Below are 18417 nucleotides of genomic sequence, written 5' to 3' on the forward strand. Positions count from 1 at the left end.
CGTACACGCGGAAGGGCCGCCCTCCGGGGCGGCCCTTCTCCGTGCTGCCGGGGGAAGACCTGCGGAGAACAAAGAACGCCCCCGCCGCTCGGGGGCAACGGCGGGGACGCTCACTTGTACGTCGCTCCACGCTAGACGTTTGTTACAAGATTTCGCGCAGCCAATTCCGCAGCAGCCGGTGGCCGTGCTCGGACAGCACGGATTCGGGGTGGAACTGGATGCCCTCGATGGGCGCCACGCGGTGCCGCAGGCCCATGATGACGCCGTCGTCCGTGCGGGCGGTCACGTCGAGCACCTGGGGCACGGTCTCGGGCAGCACGGCCAGGGAGTGGTAGCGGGTCATCAGCACGGGTGAGGGCAGGTCCTCGAAGACGCCCCTGCCGTCGTGGGTGATGGCGCTGGTCTGCCCGTGGAAGAGCTCGGGTGCGCGGGCCACGGTGGCGCCGTAGGCGATGGCGATGGCCTGGTGGCCCAGGCAGACGCCGAGCAGCGGCCGGTTGCTCGCGGCCGCGTGGTGGACCAGGGGGACGCTCACGCCGGCCGCCTCGGGCGTGCCGGGGCCGGGGCTGATGAGGACGCCGTCGAAGCCGTCGGCGTCGTGCACGCGTACGTCGTCGCGCGGCCGCACGTCGCACTCGGCGCCCAGCTCGCGCAGGTACTGCACGATGGTGTGCACGAAGCTGTCGTGGTTGTCCACGACGAGCACGCGGCTCATTTCCTCACCGTCACCTCGTCCAGCGTCACCAGCGGCTCCAGGAGCGGGAACACGACATACCAGAGTACGGCCACCGCCGCGGCGACCAGCACGGCGGCCGTCAGGGCCCGGATGAGCGGGCGGCCGGCGCCAGAGCCAGGCGTACATGTCACTCCTCGCGGGGTTCGATCTGGTCGAGGACGCCGTGCACGATGAGCCGCTCGGCGGCGGAGTATTCGGGGTGGCAGGTGGACAGCGTGATGTGGGCGCGGACGGGGCGGAGACCGGGCTTGCCGGGCACGGGGGCGAGCACGTCGACCTCGTCGGGCCGCACGATGTCCTGGGACGTCACGCGGTAGGTGTAGCGCGCCTCGCGGGCCTCCACGACGATCTCGTCGTCGGGTTCGAGCTCGTCGAGCTCGTTGAACGGGGCCGCGTACGTGGTGCGGTGCCCCGACAGGACGAAGTTGCCGACCTGGCCCGGCATGGCGCTGTCGGGGTAGTGGCCCTGGCCCTTCCTGAGCTGCGCGGCGCCGACGCCCTCGATCACCGCGTACCGGTAGTCGGGGCCGAGCTTGGGGATGCGCAGCAGGGCGAGGGCCTGGCCGAGCTCGATCCGGTCGAGGCGGCCCCGGTCTTTCGCGGCCAGCTCACGCTGGAGCAGCAGTTGCCGGCTCTCGGTGTAGGCGCCGGTGCCCCAGAGCAGGTAGGCGCAGAACAGCATGAGGATCAGGCCCGCGGTGATGCTGGTCTCCCCCACGGCCCGGAGCGTGGCCCGCATCCGATCAGCGTATTCGGCCACGATACGGCCCCTGGGGATCGCCATGTCGTGCGCGTGGCGACTATCCTGGGGCACGCTTCAACTACGCTTAACGAAGAGCCTGTGGACGATCCGGATGCCCAGGCCCTCAGCAGGAGTTACCCAGTGCCCAAGTCCAAGGCTCGCAAGAAGGCGGTTTACACGCCGCCGCAGAGATCTCAGCAGGTCAAGGTCAGCCCGCGCTGGCTGGCACCCACGATGGTCGTCGCATGGATCGTCGGCATCCTGTGGATCGCGATCTACTACGTCGCACCGCAGGCGCCGTTCTTCAGCGACCTCCAGAACTGGAACCTGCTGATCGGGTTTGTTTTCATCATCTTCGGGGTGGTTCTTTCCACCCGCTGGCGTTAGTTCTTTCCACAGTCTTTTCCACAGCCTGGGGAAGCTAGGCCGCGCTCAGGATGGCCGAAACTCTGACCATCACGAGCACGGCCAGCACCGCCAGCGCTCCCGCGATCACCAGCACCTGCCAGAGGGTCCGGTTGTTCTTGGGGGCGTAGGCCAGCGCGCCCGCCAGCAGCGAGCCGGTGATCAGCCCGCCGATGTGCCCGGTCCAGCTGATGCCCGAGACCAGGAACGTGATCGCCAGGTTGATCACGATGAGCACGGCGATGCCGCGCACGTCGAGGTTGAGCTTGCGGCCCACCACGAACACCGCGCCGAAGAGGCCGAAGATGGCCCCGGAGGCGCCGACGGTGGGCTGGGTGAGCGGGTCGAGCCAGAGGCCCAGCACCGAGCCGCCGAGCGCGCTGATCAGGTAGAGCGCGGTGTAGCGGACGTGGCCGAAGGCGCGCTCCAGGTAGGGGCCGACCACATAGAGCGCCCAGCAGTTGAACAGGATGTGGAAAACTCCGCCGTGCACGAAGGCCGCGCTGATCAGGCGGTAGTACTGGTCGCCCAGGGCCACGCCGGCGGGCCACATGGCGAGCTGGCCGGTGATCGCGTCGCTGAGATATTGGCCGCCGAAGACCAGGACGTTGATGACCAGGATGGCGTAGGTGACGATCGGCGTGCGTACGACGTTGCCGCCGAACGTGGACCTGGCCTGGCGGATGCCTTTGTTGCCCTCGGCCACGCACTCGGGGCACTGGAAGCCGACCGCCGCGTCACGCATGCAGTCGGGGCAGATGGGACGCTCACAACGCTGGCAGCGGACCCAGGTCTCCCTGTCGGGGTGCCGGTAGCACGTGGGCACCGCCTCAGCGGGCTGCTCGGGCTGCGGGGGCGGCGGCGGCTGGCTGGTCATGACCGAAAGCCTATGGCTTGTGCGGGCATGCCGCGTGGCCTCTCCACCGCCGGCCACCGCAGGGCTCCGCACCCCGCCGTGCCCCGTCAGGAGGGGGTACGGCGGGGGGCCGGCTCCGCCGGGGTCAGGCGGGGACGCGGTCGATGGTGACCGACTGCAGGATGACGTCCTCGGCCGGACGGTCGCGACGGTCGGTGCGGGTCTTGGCGATGGCGTCGACGACGTCCTGGCCCTCGATGACCTCGCCGAAGATGGAGTGCTTGCCGTTGAGGTGCGGCGTCGGCACGACCGTGATGAAGAACTGCGAGCCGTTGGTGCCCTTGCCGAAGCGGATGCCCGCGTTGGCCATGGCCAGCAGGTAGGGCCGGTTGAAGTAGAGGTCCGGGTGGATCTCGTCGTCGAACTCGTAGCCCGGGCCGCCGATGCCCTGGCCCAGCGGGTCACCGCCCTGAATCATGAAACCGGAGATGACCCGGTGGAAGATCGTGCCGTCGTAGTAGCGGCCGGTGCTCTTCTCGCCGGTGCCCGGGTGCGTCCATTCGCGGGAGCCTTCAGCCAGCTCAACGAAGTTCCGTACCGTTTTCGGCGCCTTGGTGGGAAAGAGCTCTACCTTGATATTGCCGCGGTTGGTCTGCAGGTTTGCGATCAGCTTCTCAGCCACGAGACAGCTGCCCCCCTCTATGCACAGGGTTGGTTCTGTGGTGTTTTGTGGACTATGGCCCTAAGGGCCTTCCGAGCCATCCTCCCATGGACGGCCATGATTGAGCCGCCTTGTCCAGGGAAGGTCAGGCTCGGGGCCCCAACGACAGGGGAGGTTGTCGTGTCCCTGACACTGAGAAAACGCCGCGTGGTCATAGAAGTACCCGCCACGTGGATGGGCCGAATGAAGGCCCGGGCCGTACACACCGGCCAACGCATGGCGCCGATGGCGGACCAGGCCAAAGTGGTCGCCGCCCAGCGCATCGAAGACGCCCGCTACTGGGCGGCGCCGCGGCTGGAGTCCGCGGCGCACGGGTTCGAGGACCAGGTGGCACCGCGGGTCAGCTCGATGCTGACCACGGCCGCCAGGAAGATCGATCCCACGCCGTCGCGGTCGAGGCGGTGGCCGATGTTCATGCTGCTGACCGGCCTCGCGGTGGGGACGATCGGTTACATGTTCTACCGCCGCAACGCACAGCAGTGGACCGAGCACATGAAGGACTCCGCCTCCGATGCCTCACGTTGGGTCAATGAGAAGGCGGACAGGACTTCGGAGTCCGCGGACCGAATGGCGGCCAACGTGTCGAACAGGGCGGATGAAGCGTCTCGCAAGATGTCGTGATTCCGCCGGGAAGCGCGCCCTCGAACCGGAACGGGGGCGCGCTTCGCCGTCTCCAGGGGACTGTTGACGTACGACCAAGCGCTTGCTACAAACCCGGGCATGGCGCTGTCACCCCTCGACGACTATCCCGTGCACCAGGCCGCGCAGGTCATGCGGCACGTGACCACCGGCGACCGCAACTTCTACGACCGCTACTACTTCAACTGCCACGCCGCCTCCGACGAGCTCATGCTGATCGTCGGCCTCGGCCAGTACCCCAATCTCGGCGTCACCGACGCCTTCGCCTGCGTGCGCACGCCGGAGCTGCACCGCGTCGTACGGGCCTCCCGCGAGCTGGGCGCCGACCGGATGGACACCCGGGTCGGCCCCTTCCGCGTCGAGGTCGTCGAAGGGCTCAAGCGGCTCAGGGTGGTCCTGGAGCCGAACGAGCACGGCCTGTCCTTCGACCTCCTGTGGGAGGGCACGATCCCGGCCGTGCTGGAGCCCCGGCACTTCCTGCGGTGGCAGGAGCGGGTGGTGTTCGACTCCGTACGCCTGGCGCAGACAGGGCAGTGGTCCGGAAACATCAGGATCGGCGATGAGGACATACCGGTCACCCCCGATCGCTGGATGGGCACCAGAGACCGCAGCTGGGGCATCAGGCCCGTCGGCGAGCCCGAGCCGCCCGGCATCCAGGCCAAGAACTCCGGCACGTTCTACTGGCTCTACACGCCCATGCGGTTCGACGACCACGCCATCCTCTGCATCATCCAGGAGGACGAACGGGGCCGGCGGATGCTGGAGGAGGCCGTCCGCGTGTGGTCCGACGGCCGGGAGGAGGAATACCTCGGCAGACCGGAGTACCGCCCGGTCTACGCCCCCGGCACCCGCGACGTCGTCGAGGCCACGATCACGTTCGCGCCGCCCGGCGGGAAGCCGTTCGACGTGCGCTGTACGCCGCTGCTGCCGGTGCATCTCATGGTCGGCACCGGCTACGGGCTGGAGCAGGAGTGGCGCCACGGGATGTACCAGGGCGAGGGGCCCGTCGTGCAGGGCGTGACGTACCGGCTGCCCGACGACGCCGCCAGGATGTGGGGCCTGGTGGACGCCGTCGGGCGCTTCGAGTACGACGGGCTCGTGGGCCACGGGCTCTACGAGTACTGGGCCCTGGGGCCGCACCCGTCGTTCACCGGGTGACTACTCCGGCTTCTTGCAGATGATCTTGACGGTCTTGGCCAGGCCCTCCGGCGGGGCCTGGCCGTCGCCGAACTGGACCATGTCCCCCGGCTCGGCGGGCAGAGCGGGCAGGGCGGGCACCGCCTCCGCCTTGTCCCCCGGCTCGAGCACGTGCTTCTTGATCTCACCCGGCTCCACGCCCTCAGGGAGAGCCTCGACCTTGACCGCCTCGGAGGGAGTGCCGTCCGGCTCGACGGTCACCTTCCCGTCGCGCTTGACCACGATGCCCTTCTTGGCCGGCAACGCCTCCGTGAGCTCGATGGTCGTGCCGTCGCTGGTCGTGCAGACCGCCTTCGAGCCGGCCGTGGGAGCGGGCTCGTCGGCCATGGCCGAGCCGGCCAGGCCGGTGATGGCGAGCACGGCGACGGCGCCGAGCACCGCGAGACGACGCTTGAACATGGATTCTCCTCAATGGGGTGCGATCGAACGCCCCGAGCCTGGCGCGTGCTACCTGAAGCGACCCTGAAGAGGCCCTAAATGATCTTCAGGTTGGCTTTAGGTCCACTGAGGCACTCTGGACAGCGTGCGAGTCTTATTGGTGGAGGACGAGGAGCGGCTGGCCGACCTGGTCAAGGGCGGGCTGGCGGGCGAGGGCTTCGCGGTGGACGTGGCCCACGACGGGCGCGACGGGCTGTGGATGGCCACCGAGAACGCGTACGACGTGATCGTCCTGGACGTGATGCTGCCCAGGATGAACGGGTACGCCGTCTGCTCCAGGCTGCGCGAGGCGGGCGACTGGACGCCGATCATGATGCTCACGGCCAAGGACGGCATCTACGACGAGGCCGAGGCGCTGGACAACGGGGCCGACGACTACCTGGCCAAGCCTTTCTCGTACGTGGTGCTGCTGGCCAGGCTGCGCGCGCTGGTGCGGCGGGGCGGGCGGGAGCGGCCGGTGTCGATCAACGTGGGCGACCTCGTGATCGATCCGGCCGGGCTGCGCTGCCGCAGGGGCGAGGTGGACATCGGGCTGACGCCGAAGGAGTTCGCGGTGCTGCACGCGCTGGCGCGCCGGCCCGGAGAGGTGGTCTCCAAGAGCGAGCTGCTGGCCCAGGCGTGGGACTTCTCCTACGACGGCGACCCGAACATCGTCGAGGTCTACATCAGCGCCCTGCGCCGCAAGATCGACCTGCCCTTCGGGAGGACGACGCTCATGACGGTCCGCGGAGCCGGGTACCGGCTGGAGGCAGCGTGATCCGGCCGCGGATACCGGCGGGACTCGCCTCGCTGCGGCTGCCCGCGCCGGCGACGGGACTCTCCTCCGTGCGGCTGCGGGCGACCGCGGCGGCCACGCTCGTGGTGGCCCTCGCCCTGGGGGTGGCGGCGCTGGTGCTGGTGGTGGTGCTGCGCAGCAGCCTGGTGAGCAGCGCCGACGCCGAGGCGGCCAAGAAGGCCTCGGAGGCGGCACCGTACGCGCAGACGCTGCAGATGGGGCCCTTCAGCACGGAGCCGAAGAGGGCCCTGGCCCCCGGGGACATGGCGCCGGCCGCGAAGCTGGAGAAGGTCAACGGGCAGGTGTACCTGGTCGACGGGACGGTGGCGCGGTTCGTCGACAAGGACGTCCTGCTGACCGAGGAGAAGGTGGCATCGACCGCGGAGTGGGCCCAGCCGGGCGAGTACGCCGTCGCCGGGGTCAAGGTGGCCACCGCCGCCGGGCCCGCCATGGTGTGGGGTCGGGCCTCACTGGAGGGCGCGGAGCAGGCGCTGCACACGTTGTACGGCATGCTGCTGCCCGGTGTGCCGACCCTGCTGGCCGTGGTGGCCGGGATGACGTGGTTCTCCGTGGGCCGGGCGCTCAACCCCGTGGCGGCGATCCGGGCCAAGGTCGCCGACATCACGGCCCGCGACCTGAACCAGCGGGTGCCCGTACCGCGCTCGAAGGACGAGATCGCCGCGCTGGCGACCACCGTGAACGGCACGCTCGACCGGCTGGAGACGGCCGTGGAGCGGCACAAGCGGTTCGTCGCCGACGCCGCGCACGAGCTGCGCAGCCCCATCGCGACCCTGCGCGCCCGGCTGGAGCTGGCCGAGCCCAGCGAGCTCACCAAGGAGGCCCTGGCCGACGTCGAACGCCTGCAATCCCTGGCCGCCGACCTCCTCCTGCTGGCCAAGCTGGACGCGGGCGAGCCGCTGCGCACGAGGGAGCTGGACCTGGGCCAGGTGGCGGCCGAGGCGTCGCTGCGGGCCAGACGGCGGCCGGAGGTGCGGGTGGAGCTGGAGGTCGAGCCCGACGTGGTGATGAAGGGGTCGAGCGCGCACCTCGACCGCCTGGTGACGAACCTGGCCGACAACGCGGTGCGGCACGCCGCCTCGACCGTACGGGTGCGGGTGGCCGCCGAGGCGGGCCGGGCGGTGCTGGAGGTGCGCGACGACGGCCCCGGCATCCCGCCCGAGCAGCGGGAGGCCGTGTTCGACCGCTTCACCAGGCTGGACGAGGCTCGGGCCAGGGACGCGGGCGGGGCCGGGCTCGGGTTGCCGATCGCACGTGACATCGCGCTCCTGCACGAGGGGTCACTCGCGTACGACGGCTCCGGGTTCGTCGCGCGGTTCCCCCTGCACGGCGGTTAGGCCCCGGTCAGGCCAGCCGGGCCGGGCACCCGAGCCGGGTTCCGATGCGGGCCAGGCCGTCGGCGAACGCCGTACGCGTGCGCTCGTCGAACCCGATGAAGAACCGGTTGGCCAGCGGAACACCCCAGCGCATCCACTCGGCCACGTTGTAGACGCGGTGCACCACGCGCGTGCCCTCCGGGTCGGGGGCGACCGACCACTCGCCGCGGTACCACCAGCCGCCCTGGTAGGCGACGGTGTGCTCGCCGAGCTCGACCTTCATCTCGTGCTCCGGGCGGTCGCCGAGCAGGATCCGCCACACCTGCTCCACGGGCGCCTCGACCACGCCGGCGACCTCGGTGATCAGCGTCTTCCTCATGGCCGGCTCACCCGGGTGTTCTGGAAGGAGGCGAAGCGCCAGCCCTCGGGCGTGCGCAGCGCGGTCAGCGTGATCACCGAATCCCGGCCGGGGTCGGGCCGGCCGTCCACCGACGAGGAGCCGCCCGAGATCACCAGGGCGACGTCCTCCGTGAGCGGCCTGATCACCGGCTCGCCGCCGCCCCCGGTGAGCTTGATCGGGGTCTTGAACAGCTCCCGGTGGGTCTCCTCGATGGCCTGCCTGCCCCGCAGGTGCAGGCCGAAGAACGTGATGTAGTCGGCGTCCGCCGTGAAAAGGCCGGCGTAGCCCGCGGCGTCGCCGGCGTTCCAGGTCTCGGCCATCCGCCCGAGCAGGCGGACGATCTCTGTGGACATGGCACTGCTCCCTCTGTCGCGGCGCCTATCCTGTGAATGCGAGTTCGGGCAGGGCAGGCGCCTTGTTCGGATTTCCGGCCGCCGGGGTGTTGGCGCACCCTGGCGGCCGTTTCTTCTCCTACATCTCGATCGTGGTCTCCCAGTCGAGCTCGCCCTTGTCGAGGCGGTCGAACAGGTCCTTGATCCACTTCAGCTCGGCCGTGTAGAGCGCCCGCTCGATCTCGACCTCCAGCGTGAGGATCGCGGGCAGGCCGCTGTCGGCCACGGCGCGGAGGTGGGCCTCCATCCCGGCCAGCAGACCCTCGATGGTGGCCGCGCGGGCCCGGAGCGCGCGTTGCGCCTCCGTGAGCGGCAGGCAGCCGATGAGCGAGACCGCCGCGACGAACGCGCGCCGGTCGGGGTCGGGCTTCTCCAGGAGCTGCCGCAGCCGGGTGCGCAACTCCTCGCGGCCCTCGCCGGTGATCTCGTAGACCGTGCGCTCGGGCCTGCGGCCCTCGCGGCCGGTGCCGGCGGGGGCGATCAGCTCGTCCTTGGCCAGCCGCTCGACCGCGTGGTAGAGGCTGCGGGGCAGGCCGGTGATGTAGTCCTTGTGCGTGTCGACGATGAATCGGTGCAGCTCGTAGGGGTGGCTGGGACGGACGCTGAGCAGGGCCAGCACGGTCAGGCCGACCAGGTCGTGGCGTCTCGCCATAGCGCCTCCCTCCATATTGCAAAATGCACTATAACGCGGGCGCGCCGAGTCTGTCGAGCGGGTGAGAGGAGGGGCGAGGGGAGCGCGCGAGTCCGGGGAAGCGGGCGGATCCCGGGGAGCGGGCGGGTCCCGGGGAGCGGGCGGGCGAGGGGGACGGGCCGTGGGGTCAGGTGTCGAGTTGCATGAAGGCGCGGGCGATGGCCTGTCGGGAGACGTCCTCGGGGTAGGGGAAGTGCCTGATCACGTCGCGCAGCCCCTCCACGTGGGCCCGCTTGGCGAGGTCGGCCACGAGGGCCAGCTCGGCGTGCTGCGCCTGCGCGTACGCCCGGTCCACGACCGCGCCGTGCCCCGGCACGATCACCTGCTCGGGCATCTCCGCCAGCATGCCGGCGACGGTGGCGGGCCAGTCCAGCGGGTACGAGTCACCGAACGCCGGCGGTGCACCCTCCTCCACCAGGTCCCCGGCGAACACCACGCCCGCGTCCGGCACGTGCGCGACGATGTCGTTGCTGCTGTGCCCGAGCCCGAAGTGCCGCAGGTGCACGATGCGGCCGCCGATGTCCAGGCCGGCCGCGGCCGTGAAGGTCTGGTCCGGCGGCACGATCGTCACCTCCTCCAGCTCCTCGCGCCGCTCCGGCCGGTGCTCGATCAGGCCGGCGCGGTGCTCCTCGCCGTACGTCTCGATCTCCTCGGCGCACCTGGCGTGGGCCCAGATCTCGGCGGGGCGGAAGAGCGCGTTGCCGAAGTAGTGGTCGAAGTGGGAGTGGCTGTTGACGACCGTCCACGGGTAGGCGGTGACCTTCCGGATCGCCGCGATCAGGTCCGCCGCCTCCCTGTGGGAGCCGCGCGTGTCGAGCACCAGGCAGTGCCCGTCGCCCACGATCAGCCCCGTGTTCAGGTCGAACGACTGGTGACGCCGGACGTAGACCCGGTCGCCGACCTCCTGCCACTGCTCGTTCATGCCACTCGACTTTACTTTTCGGCCCCACTTTTGTCGTGATCAATCCCTTAGGTACGTCAGCACCGCCAGGACCCGCCGGTGCCCGTCGGCCGCGGGCGGGAGGTCGAGCTTGGTGAAGATGTTGGCGATGTGCTTGGCCACGGCCGCCTCCGTGACGAACAGCTCCTTGGCGATCGACGCGTTCGACCGTCCCTCGGCGATCAGGCCGAGCACCTCCTGCTCGCGCGGGGTGAGCCGGCCCAGCGGGTCGCGCCGCCGCCTCAGGAGCTGGCGCACCACCTCGGGGTCCACCACCGTGCCGCCGGCGGCCACGCGGTCGAGGGCGTCGACGAACTCGCGAATGTCTCCGATGCGGTCCTTGAGCAGGTAGCCGATGCCGGCGCCGGCGCCCGACTCGAGAAGCTCGGCCGCGTACGTCTGCTCCACGTACTGGCTGAGCACCAGCACCGCCAGCTCCGGGTGCCGCGCCCGCAGCTCCAGGGCGGCCCGCAGCCCCTCGTCGGAGAAGCCCGGCGGCATCCGCACGTCGGTCACCACGGCCTCCGGGCGGTGCTCGGCGACGGCCTCGATCAGGGCCGGCGCGTCGCCCACGGAGGCGACCACGGTGTGGCCGAAGCGTTCGAGCAGCCCTACCAGGCCCTCACGGAGGAGGACGGCGTCCTCGGCGATCACCACGCGCACGGGCTCTTCATCTCCATCATGGTCATGTGCCGGGAATCTCCACCCGGAGGAGGGTCGGGCCGCCAGCCGGGCTGGACAGTGACAGTCTCCCGCCGACCACGGCCAGCCGGTCCGCCAGCCCGGTCAGCCCCGTCCCCTTGCCCGGATCGGCACCGCCGATGCCGTCGTCGCGTACCTCGACGACCAGCGTGCCGCGCTCGACCCGGCCGGTGACCAGGCCGCGGCCGGCCCGGCTGTGCTTGGTCAGGTTGGTGAGGGCCTCGCTGACGACGTAGTAGGCGGTCACCTCGACCGGGGCGGGCAGGCGCCCCGGCAGGTCGATCCGCACGTCGACGGGCACGGGAGAGCGCCCCGCCACGTCGTGGACCGCCGCCGCCAGCCCCCGGTCGGTGAGCACCTGGGAGTGCACGCCCCTGATCAGCTCGCGCAGCTCGGCCAGCGCCTGCTTGGCCTCGTCATGGGCCTGCCCGATCAGCCGGCCCGCTTCGGAGTCGCCGGGCAGGTCCAGCCTGGCCAGGCCGAGCGTCATCGACAGGGCGACCAGCCGCTGCTGGGCGCCGTCGTGCAGGTCGCGCTCGATCCTGCGGCGCTCCACCTCGAACGCGTCCACCAGCCGCGCCCGCGACCGCAGCACCTCGTTGAGCTCGGTGCTCTGCGGGGCCAGCATCGCCCGCACCATGGCCCCTCGGGCGCCGCCCCAGGCGGTGATCGTGTACGCGGCGACGGGGAACAGCAGGAGGCCGGCGACGAAGGCCAGGACCCCGATCAGCGGCGCCACGCTGGGCTGCAGGATCGGGGACAGGGCCAGCACCAGCGGGCCGCCGATGGTGAACACCAGCATGACCAGGTCGATCCACCACATCGCCAGCACGGTCATGATCGCCAGCCCGGCCTCCCGCCTGCGCCGGTCCGGCGCCATGGGGAGAGGGGCGACGTCGACGAGGCGGAGCCGGAGGCGTTCGAAAGGGGTGATGAGCGGGACGAACAGGGCCAGGGCGGCCAGTCCCGCCGCGATGCCCAGCGCCGGGGAGACGAGCGTGCCGCTGACGGCGGCCGCGGCCGTGAGCCCGGCGGCCACGCCCGGGACGACGCTGGACATCAGGTACGCCGCGCTGCGCCACGGCCAGGCCGAGGCGAGGAACGGAATGGGTCGCTGAGTAAGGGCTTCCAGCGCGGTCCTGTTGAGCACATTGTGACCGTATCCGCTGGTGACAGGGACGGGCACTAGTGCTGGGTGTAGGTTTCACGGTGGTGCCGCTCGGAGGCGGCCGGTCATTCGTACGGCGCGTAACGCGAATCCAGTCGGCCGTTTCCCCCGCCGGCCGGGGAATTAATCCGGTTTTCTCCGGCCTTTCTGGCGTAGGGCAGGACGCCTATCTGGAATTCGTCTTCGTAGATGATCGTGCCGGGATCGGGCGAGCGTACGACGTCGTACGGCACGGCATATCGATGGAGGAGGTCCTCCAGGGGGGCCAGGGCGGCGATGAGGTCGGTCGCGTTCGGCTTGAACCACGGGACCGCGCGGACGGTGTTTCCGTCGGCGTAAAAGGGTGGATATGGCAAATGGGCGAGGAACCAGTCGTCCACCTCCGTGAACAACTCATCGTCCTCCGGGGTGAGGCGGCCGCCGTGGCGGAGGTGATGGCAGGCGGCGAAGATGCCCACCGGCACGCCCAGCCGTCCGTAATAGCGGACCTGGAACCGTACATAAAGGCGGCCGTTGACATCGCGCGCAGCTTTCCGGTTTCCATTAGTCACATTCTCGGTTTTACCCCGCCGGATCGCCGCGCGCACGAAATACACACCCCGCGGATATGTTTGTCGAACGCCGGAGTCAGGCTTTCAACCGGTGGTGGCGGGCAGCAGGAGGGGCTCGGCTGCGGCGCGCAACTCCGAGCTGAACGGCGCCGGGCGGAAGGTGGCGGGGTCGAGGTTGACGTTCACGCGGTAGCCCTCGGCGTGCACGACCGAGCGATCCGGGGACAGGACGCGGAAGCCGTAGACGCCGCTGGTGCGGCCCATGCGGTCCATCCAGAAGTCCACCAGGACCTCGCCAGCCCCCACGATGGGCGCGTTATAGGTGATCTTGAACTCGCGTACGGCGAGGTAGACGTCCTTGAAGCGGGAGACCGCCGGGTCGAAGTTCCAGCCCTGCTCGGCCCAGAAGGCCGAGATCGCGCGCTCGACGAGCAGGGCGTAGCGCGAGTTGTGCAGCAGGCCCATGGCGTCGAGGTCGTCGAAGTGGACCTGGGCGGGACGGGTTTCCGGCAACGTTCAGCCCTCCGGGAGGAGCGTGGGGTCGGTGGTCAGGGCCCGCAGCCGCCGCAGCACGGCGCGACGGGCCCGGTCGTAGGTGCCGCTGTCGCCGCCCAGCAGGCGCGAGTGGGTGATCGAGGCCTCGCCGAGCGCGTCGATCTCGTACGCGAGCTGCGCCGTGTCGGTGTCCGCCAGCAGCTCGCCCAGCTCCACCGCCTCGCGCACGACCCGCTCGACCAGGCCGAGCCAGTCGGTCAGCGCCTTGGCGACGCGCTCGCGCACAGGCCCGGGGCGGTCGTCGAACTCGACCTGGGCCACGAAGAAGAAGCAGCCGCCGGGCAGGACCTTCGCCTCGTAGAAGCGCAGGCGGGCCTCGTGGAGGGCCAGGACGCGGCCCACGCCCGGCGGTGTCAGCAGCGCGGGCTTGACGATCTCGTCCACCCACTGGCGGGCGGCCCATTCGACGGCGTCGAGCTGGAGCTGCTCCTTATCCCGCCAATGGGCGAAAAATCCGGACTTGCTCACCCCAACGGCGGCGGCCAGCCTGCCCAGGGTGAGCCCGTCGAGCCCGTCCACCGAGGCCAGCGACACCGCCTGCGCGAGTATCGCCTCCCGGCTGCGCCGGCCGCGCTCGCGCCGGCCGTCCTCTCTGGTCTCCGCCATGCCACGGAGTCTACATGAACGACCGATCGTTCATATATCTGCCTCCACGCTCCCCCGCCGCCCGAACCGGTCCGCCACGGCGTCGAACATCGCCACCGCCCGCCCCGGGTCCGTGACCTCCGACACCGGCGTCCCGAGCTGCGGATCGAAGCACTCGAGCCCGGACTCGCGCTCCACCACGGACGCCACCTCGTACAGCAGCCCGAGGACCCGGCGCGCCTCGTCGCCATGGGTCCAGTAGGGAACGCTCATCTCCCAGTCGCCCTCCCAGTGGTTCACCGAGATGCCGGTCGCCTCGTGGTCGAGCTCCCAGTTCGGCGGGTACTCCACGATGCGCACCTCGCCGAGCAGCTCGCGGGTGCGGGCGACGATCTTGTCCCAGGCGGCGAGGTCGGGCGGCAGGGGCTCCTCGCGCTCGTCGATCGCCTCCAGCGCCGCGTCCCAGGACTGGCCGGGCTCGCGGCGGGCGAAATAAAGGTCGTAGCTCATGCCGGACGAAGGTACTAGCCGGGGCCGGCTCCGGCGGATCTACAGGGTCCCGCTACGGCCGGAACTCGAGGCCCTCGAACGTGCCCGAGGTGCGCCACCGGTCGATGAAGGAGAAGTACGCCATCGCCCCGTGCGGGTGGCCGACGAAGAGGCTCCCCCTCCTGCCGAGATCCTGGCCCTCGTTGTTGTAGTAGCCGGGCGTGCAGTCCGGGGAGCCCAGGAGCCGGCCGGCCCCCGACAGGAGCAGCTCCACCCAGGCCTCCTCGGCCTCCGCCGTGGCCTCGACCTCCGCGTAGCCGTGGTCGAGGGCATGCCTGACCGTCGTGGCGATGGTCCTGCCCGCCTCCGTCAGGTTGTGCGGGATGTTGGAGATGAGGTTGGCGCCCTGCGTCGGCTGCACGAGGAAGGCGTTCGGGAAACCGTGCACGTGGATGCCGTGCAGCGTACGCATGCCCTCCGCCCAGTGGTCCGACAGCTTGGCCCCGTCGCGCCCGGTCATCTCGTGGCCGGCGCGGCGGGTGTAGTCGGTGCCGACCTCGAAGCCCGAGGCGTAGATGACGCAGTCGACCTCGTACTCCCGGCCCGCCGCCACCACGCCCTTCTCCGTGATCCGCTCGACGCCCTTGCCGTCAGTGTCGACGAGGTGGGTGCCGGGGACGTTGAACGCCTGAAGGTATTCGTCGTGGAAGCAGGGCCGCTTGCAGAGCTGGCGGTACCAGGCCTTCAGCCCCCGCGCGGTCTCCGGGTCGGCGACGACGGCGTCCACGCGGGCGCGGATCTCCTCCATCTTCTCGAAGTCCGCGTCCTCGAACGCGGCCAGCATGTTCTCCTGGGTCAGCTCCTCGGGCGGGATCGCCCCGATCTTGCTGCGGAAGCGGCGGGAGATGTCGGTCCAGCCGTCCATCACCAGGTCCTCGTCGGCCGGGCCGCCGGTCTGGTTGGCCGTGAAGTTCTCCAGCCAGCGCTGCTGCCAGCCCGGCGTCGCGATCGTGGCGAACCAGCCGGGGTCGATCGGCCGGTTGTCCCGCACATCCACGCTCGACGGGGTGCGCTGGAAGACGTACAGCTCCTCGCAGGCCCGCGCCAGGTGCGGCACGCACTGCACGCTCGTCGCGCCCGTGCCGATGACGGCCACCCGCTTGCCGGCCAGCCGGTCCATGGGCGCGCCCGAGGGGTCGCCGCCCGTGTAGGCGTAGTCCCAGCGGCTCGTGTGGAACGAATGGCCGCGGAAGTCCTCGATGCCCGGGATGCCGGGCAGTTTGGGCACGTGGAGGGGGCCGATGCCCATGGCGACGAACTGGGCGGTGAACGCGTCGCCGCGGTTGGTCCGCAGGGTCCAGCGTGAGCGCGTCCCGTCCCAGGTCAGGTCGACCACCTCGGTGTGGAACAGCGCGTTGTCGTACAGGCCGAAGTGCTTGCCGATGCGGCGGCAGTGCTCGAGGATCTCGGGGGCGTGCGCGTACTTCTCGGTCGGCATGTGGCCGGTCTCCTCGAGCAGCGGCATGTACACGAGCGAGGCCGTGTCGCACTGCGCGCCCGGGTAGCGGTTCCAGTACCAGGTGCCGCCGAAGTCGCCGCCCTTCTCCACGATGCGCACGTCCTCGATCCCGGCCTCCTTCAGGCGGGCGCCGGTGACGAGCCCGGCGAAGCCGCCGCCGATGAACGCGACCGTCACGTGGTCGGTCTTCGGGGCGCGTTCGGTGACGGGGGTGTAGGGGTCGTCGAGGTAGTGGGCGAAGCGGCCGGTGAGGCGGAGGTACTGGTCGTTGCCGTCCGGTCGGAGCCGCTTGTCGCGCTCTTCGCGATATTTCCGGCGAAGGGCGTCCTTGTCGATGCTGGGACGGTCGGCGACGGTCATGCATCCCTCCGGAGGATTGCGCGGGACCATACTCAATTCCAGAATGTCATTCGGTAATCTCCGCGACAAGGCTCTCCGGTCGGCAACGGCACCAGCCGATCGGCGGGTTCTGTCCACTATTGTGGGGGCCCGTACCGTGGGGGTTCCGTAGGGTGAGGGCTCCGACACACGAGGAAGCGGATCTGTCTTGTCCCATCGCGCCCTGGTCATCGCCATGTTGCCCGCGATCGGGCTGCGCGTGCTCGCCGTCCTGGGCTTCCCTCCGGCGCTGCTGTTCTACGGCGACTCCTTCGCCTTCCTGCGCGAGGAGCTGACGCCCGGGACGACGCGGCCCTCGGGATACTCCCTGCTCCTGGCGCTGCTGCGGCCCGCGCACAGCCTCACCCTGGTGACCGTCCTGCAACACCTGCTGGGGCTGGCACTCGCGGTGGCGGTGTACGCGCTGCTGCGCCGCCGCGGCCTGCCCGGCTGGGGCGCCGCGCTGCTGGTGACGCCGCTGCTGTACGACGAGTTCCTCGTGCTCCTCGAACACATGATCATGGCGGACGCGATCTTCGTCGCGCTCATCACGGTGGCGATCGCGCTGATCGTCTGGCGGGTCACGCCCACGACGGCCGCCGTGGGCGGGTTGCTGCTCGGCCTGGCCGGGATCACCAGGACGGTCGGCCTGCCGCTGCTGCTCCTGACGGCCGCGTACCTGCTGATCAGGCGGTACGGCTGGCGTCCGCTGGTCGCGCTGCTGGTGGCCGGGGCGATCCCGCTGGGCGCGTACGCCACCTGGATGAAGGTGGAGAAGGACAAGTTCGGCCTGACCGAGGCCGACGGGAACTTCCTGTGGTCCAGGACCATGAGCTTCGCCGACTGCGCGGTGATCAAGCCGCCCGAGCGGCTGGCCGTGTTGTGCCCGAACATGCCGGTCGAGCAGCGACCCTATCCGCCGCACTGGTTGTGGGAGAGCTTCTCGCCGCTGCTCAAGGTGCCCGGGACGGCCAACCGGAACCAGCTCGCCGGGGAGTTCGCCAGGGCGGCGATCCTCGCGCAGCCGGGTGACTACCTCGGGGCGGTCGCGACCGATCTCAAGCAGTTGCTGCGCTGGGAGCGTACGGCCGTGGACGAGAAGACGCCGTACAAGCTTCCCTCCTCCGAGCGTCCGCTGAGCGAGTCGGTGCGGGGCGTGGCGGAGTCGTACGAGGGGGGTCCGGCGGCCACGCGGGTGGTGGAGCCGTTCGCCGGGTGGCTGCGGGCGTACCAGCGGTTCGGGTACGTGCCGTTCCCGCTGCTCATGCTGGCCCTCGGCGGGACGCTGGTGGCCGCGCTGGTCCGGCGGCGGTGGGACGCGCTGCTGCCCGGGGTCGCCGCGCTCGCGCTGGTCGTCTCGCCGCCGTTCCTGGCGGCCTTCGACGTGCGGTACGTGATCCCGGCGATCCCGCTGGTGTGCCTGGCGGTGGGGCTGACGCTCGGCGCCCGGACGCCGTTCAGGGCCGGCCGCGCAGATGGTCGATCATCGGCGCCCGCTGCTACGGTTTCACGTGTACAGCAGCGCTGACACGTGACGGGATGCCATGACCGAGGCCGGGCCGACGGGCGACGCCCTGGTCGAGATGCTGGCGGCGCTGGCCAACCCGCTGCGGCTGCGCATCATCGCTGAGCTGGCCGAGGGGCGCGACTACGTGAGCCACCTGGCCCGCGTGATCGGGGTGAGCGGCCCGCTGCTGCACATGCACCTGCGCCGGCTGGAGGCCGCCGGTCTGATCACCGGCAGCCTGGAGCTGTCGGACGACGGCAAGGCCATGAAGTGGTACGAGGTCACCGACTTCAGTCTGCACCTGACCGCGCCGGCGCTGGCCGAGGCGGCCAAGACACTCACCAGACCGGACCCGGAAGAGGGCTCCTGATGGCACTGTCCTGGCCCGAGGTGATCTTCTACCTCGGCGTGCTGATCCTGGTCACGTTCCTGATCAGCCTGTTCGTCGTGGGCATGTTCGACGCCCGCAAGGCCAGGCTCCAGGCCGACCAGGCCGACCAGGCCGACGACCTGCGCCGCCTCGTGCAACGGTTCGAGCAGCTGGCCGAGAACACGATGGACGCCCAGCAGCGGGTGGCCGCCGACCTGGCGGAGCTGCGCTCCCGGGCGGCGGCGATCGAGAAGATCTTACGGACGGTCGAGTAGCCGGTCACGGGCTGTTCGTGGTCGGTGGCGGGGCAGTCCGTGGGTTGGTTGC

25 protein-coding genes are annotated in these 18417 nt (G+C 70.4%); 8 read left to right on the forward strand and 17 right to left on the reverse strand.

Translation table 11 applies throughout. From position 1 onward, the window contains the following. Positions 1-142 precede the first annotated feature (142 nt). From AB0J69_RS00835 to AB0J69_RS00845, 3 genes are read right to left on the reverse strand one after another with little or no spacing between them, the layout of a single operon-like run. A complete protein-coding gene (locus AB0J69_RS00835; RefSeq protein WP_364111395.1) occupies positions 143-715 on the reverse strand; it encodes a gamma-glutamyl-gamma-aminobutyrate hydrolase family protein in 573 nt (190 codons plus the stop codon). After that, complete coding sequence (locus AB0J69_RS00840) at positions 712-867, reverse strand: hypothetical protein (protein WP_364111397.1); 156 nt, start codon at positions 865-867, stop codon at positions 712-714. Before AB0J69_RS00840 ends, AB0J69_RS00835 begins: the two co-directional genes overlap by 4 nt. Beyond that, positions 864-1475, reverse strand: a complete 612-nt coding sequence (locus AB0J69_RS00845; protein ID WP_364111399.1) for a class E sortase — start codon at positions 1473-1475, stop codon at positions 864-866. Before AB0J69_RS00845 ends, AB0J69_RS00840 begins: the two co-directional genes overlap by 4 nt. Positions 1476-1619: 144 nt before the next feature. Here AB0J69_RS00845 and AB0J69_RS00850 point away from each other — a divergent pair, with 144 nt between their 5' ends. Beyond that, complete coding sequence (locus tag AB0J69_RS00850; protein WP_364111401.1) at positions 1620-1865, forward strand: cell division protein CrgA; 246 nt, start codon at positions 1620-1622, stop codon at positions 1863-1865. 34 nt (positions 1866-1899) lie between these two features. Here AB0J69_RS00850 and AB0J69_RS00855 read toward each other — a convergent pair whose 3' ends face one another. Both AB0J69_RS00855 and AB0J69_RS00860 read right to left on the reverse strand, forming a co-directional pair. Beyond that, the gene (locus tag AB0J69_RS00855) at positions 1900-2760 is read right to left on the reverse strand and encodes a rhomboid family intramembrane serine protease (RefSeq protein ID WP_364111403.1); all 861 of its coding nucleotides are present in this window, start codon (positions 2758-2760) and stop codon (positions 1900-1902) included. Positions 2761-2884: 124 nt separating this feature from the next. Further along, the gene (locus AB0J69_RS00860; RefSeq protein WP_364111405.1) at positions 2885-3421 is read right to left on the reverse strand and encodes a peptidylprolyl isomerase; all 537 of its coding nucleotides are present in this window, start codon (positions 3419-3421) and stop codon (positions 2885-2887) included. A gap of 159 nt (positions 3422-3580) precedes the next feature. Here AB0J69_RS00860 and AB0J69_RS00865 point away from each other — a divergent pair, with 159 nt between their 5' ends. After that, the gene (locus AB0J69_RS00865) at positions 3581-4081 is read left to right on the forward strand and encodes a YtxH domain-containing protein (RefSeq protein ID WP_364111407.1); all 501 of its coding nucleotides are present in this window, start codon (positions 3581-3583) and stop codon (positions 4079-4081) included. A 99-nt stretch (positions 4082-4180) separates the two neighbouring features. Then, complete coding sequence (locus AB0J69_RS00870) at positions 4181-5257, forward strand: hypothetical protein (protein WP_364111409.1); 1077 nt, start codon at positions 4181-4183, stop codon at positions 5255-5257. On the opposite strand, the gene AB0J69_RS00875 is transcribed toward AB0J69_RS00870, so the two are convergent. Further along, a complete protein-coding gene (locus tag AB0J69_RS00875; protein ID WP_364111411.1) occupies positions 5258-5695 on the reverse strand; it encodes a hypothetical protein in 438 nt (145 codons plus the stop codon). It abuts the gene before it with no gap. A 124-nt stretch (positions 5696-5819) separates the two neighbouring features. Between AB0J69_RS00875 and AB0J69_RS00880 the strand changes: the two genes are divergently transcribed. Further along, entirely contained in the window at positions 5820-6491 is a 672-nt protein-coding gene (locus AB0J69_RS00880; protein WP_364111413.1) for a response regulator transcription factor, read from the forward strand. Further along, positions 6488-7864, forward strand: coding sequence for a HAMP domain-containing sensor histidine kinase (locus tag AB0J69_RS00885; protein WP_364111415.1), 1377 nt, complete (start codon positions 6488-6490; stop codon positions 7862-7864). Before AB0J69_RS00880 ends, AB0J69_RS00885 begins: the two co-directional genes overlap by 4 nt. A gap of 7 nt (positions 7865-7871) precedes the next feature. On the opposite strand, the gene AB0J69_RS00890 is transcribed toward AB0J69_RS00885, so the two are convergent. The 11 genes from AB0J69_RS00890 to AB0J69_RS00940 form a co-directional block, all read right to left on the reverse strand. After that, on the reverse strand, positions 7872-8222 hold the full coding sequence (locus AB0J69_RS00890; protein WP_364111417.1) for a hypothetical protein: 351 nt from the start codon (positions 8220-8222) through the stop codon (positions 7872-7874). Continuing rightward, positions 8219-8596, reverse strand: a complete 378-nt coding sequence (locus AB0J69_RS00895) for an SgcJ/EcaC family oxidoreductase (RefSeq protein ID WP_364111419.1) — start codon at positions 8594-8596, stop codon at positions 8219-8221. Before AB0J69_RS00895 ends, AB0J69_RS00890 begins: the two co-directional genes overlap by 4 nt. Before the next feature lie 118 nt (positions 8597-8714). Next, the gene (locus AB0J69_RS00900) at positions 8715-9287 is read right to left on the reverse strand and encodes a PadR family transcriptional regulator (protein WP_364111421.1); all 573 of its coding nucleotides are present in this window, start codon (positions 9285-9287) and stop codon (positions 8715-8717) included. Positions 9288-9453: 166 nt separating this feature from the next. Then, positions 9454-10248, reverse strand: coding sequence for an MBL fold metallo-hydrolase (locus AB0J69_RS00905; RefSeq protein WP_364111423.1), 795 nt, complete (start codon positions 10246-10248; stop codon positions 9454-9456). 39 nt (positions 10249-10287) lie between these two features. Continuing rightward, the gene (locus AB0J69_RS00910) at positions 10288-10929 is read right to left on the reverse strand and encodes a response regulator transcription factor (protein ID WP_364111425.1); all 642 of its coding nucleotides are present in this window, start codon (positions 10927-10929) and stop codon (positions 10288-10290) included. Between the two features lie 22 nt (positions 10930-10951). Then, positions 10952-12118 (reverse strand): histidine kinase, encoded by a 1167-nt coding sequence (locus tag AB0J69_RS00915; RefSeq protein WP_364111427.1) that lies wholly within the window; start codon positions 12116-12118, stop codon positions 10952-10954. Positions 12119-12201: 83 nt separating this feature from the next. After that, complete coding sequence (locus AB0J69_RS00920) at positions 12202-12723, reverse strand: hypothetical protein (RefSeq protein ID WP_364111429.1); 522 nt, start codon at positions 12721-12723, stop codon at positions 12202-12204. A gap of 48 nt (positions 12724-12771) precedes the next feature. Then, positions 12772-13200, reverse strand: a complete 429-nt coding sequence (locus AB0J69_RS00925) for a thioesterase family protein (RefSeq protein ID WP_364111431.1) — start codon at positions 13198-13200, stop codon at positions 12772-12774. A gap of 3 nt (positions 13201-13203) precedes the next feature. Continuing rightward, on the reverse strand, positions 13204-13848 hold the full coding sequence (locus AB0J69_RS00930) for a TetR/AcrR family transcriptional regulator (protein WP_364111433.1): 645 nt from the start codon (positions 13846-13848) through the stop codon (positions 13204-13206). A gap of 30 nt (positions 13849-13878) precedes the next feature. Beyond that, positions 13879-14337, reverse strand: coding sequence for a hypothetical protein (locus AB0J69_RS00935; protein WP_364111435.1), 459 nt, complete (start codon positions 14335-14337; stop codon positions 13879-13881). 52 nt (positions 14338-14389) lie between these two features. Beyond that, a complete protein-coding gene (locus AB0J69_RS00940; RefSeq protein WP_364111437.1) occupies positions 14390-16195 on the reverse strand; it encodes an NAD(P)/FAD-dependent oxidoreductase in 1806 nt (601 codons plus the stop codon). 187 nt (positions 16196-16382) lie between these two features. Here AB0J69_RS00940 and AB0J69_RS00945 point away from each other — a divergent pair, with 187 nt between their 5' ends. The 3 genes from AB0J69_RS00945 to AB0J69_RS00955 are packed head-to-tail and all read left to right on the forward strand — an operon-like array spanning position 16383 to position 18365. Then, a complete protein-coding gene (locus AB0J69_RS00945) occupies positions 16383-17741 on the forward strand; it encodes a hypothetical protein (protein ID WP_364111439.1) in 1359 nt (452 codons plus the stop codon). Between the two features lie 16 nt (positions 17742-17757). Beyond that, a complete protein-coding gene (locus tag AB0J69_RS00950) occupies positions 17758-18090 on the forward strand; it encodes a winged helix-turn-helix domain-containing protein (RefSeq protein WP_364111441.1) in 333 nt (110 codons plus the stop codon). Further along, entirely contained in the window at positions 18090-18365 is a 276-nt protein-coding gene (locus AB0J69_RS00955) for a hypothetical protein (protein WP_364111443.1), read from the forward strand. Before AB0J69_RS00950 ends, AB0J69_RS00955 begins: the two co-directional genes overlap by 1 nt. Positions 18366-18417 lie beyond the last annotated feature (52 nt).

It is taken from the genome of Nonomuraea sp. NPDC049709, from assembly GCF_040674815.1.
GTDB lineage: Bacteria > Actinomycetota > Actinomycetes > Streptosporangiales > Streptosporangiaceae > Nonomuraea.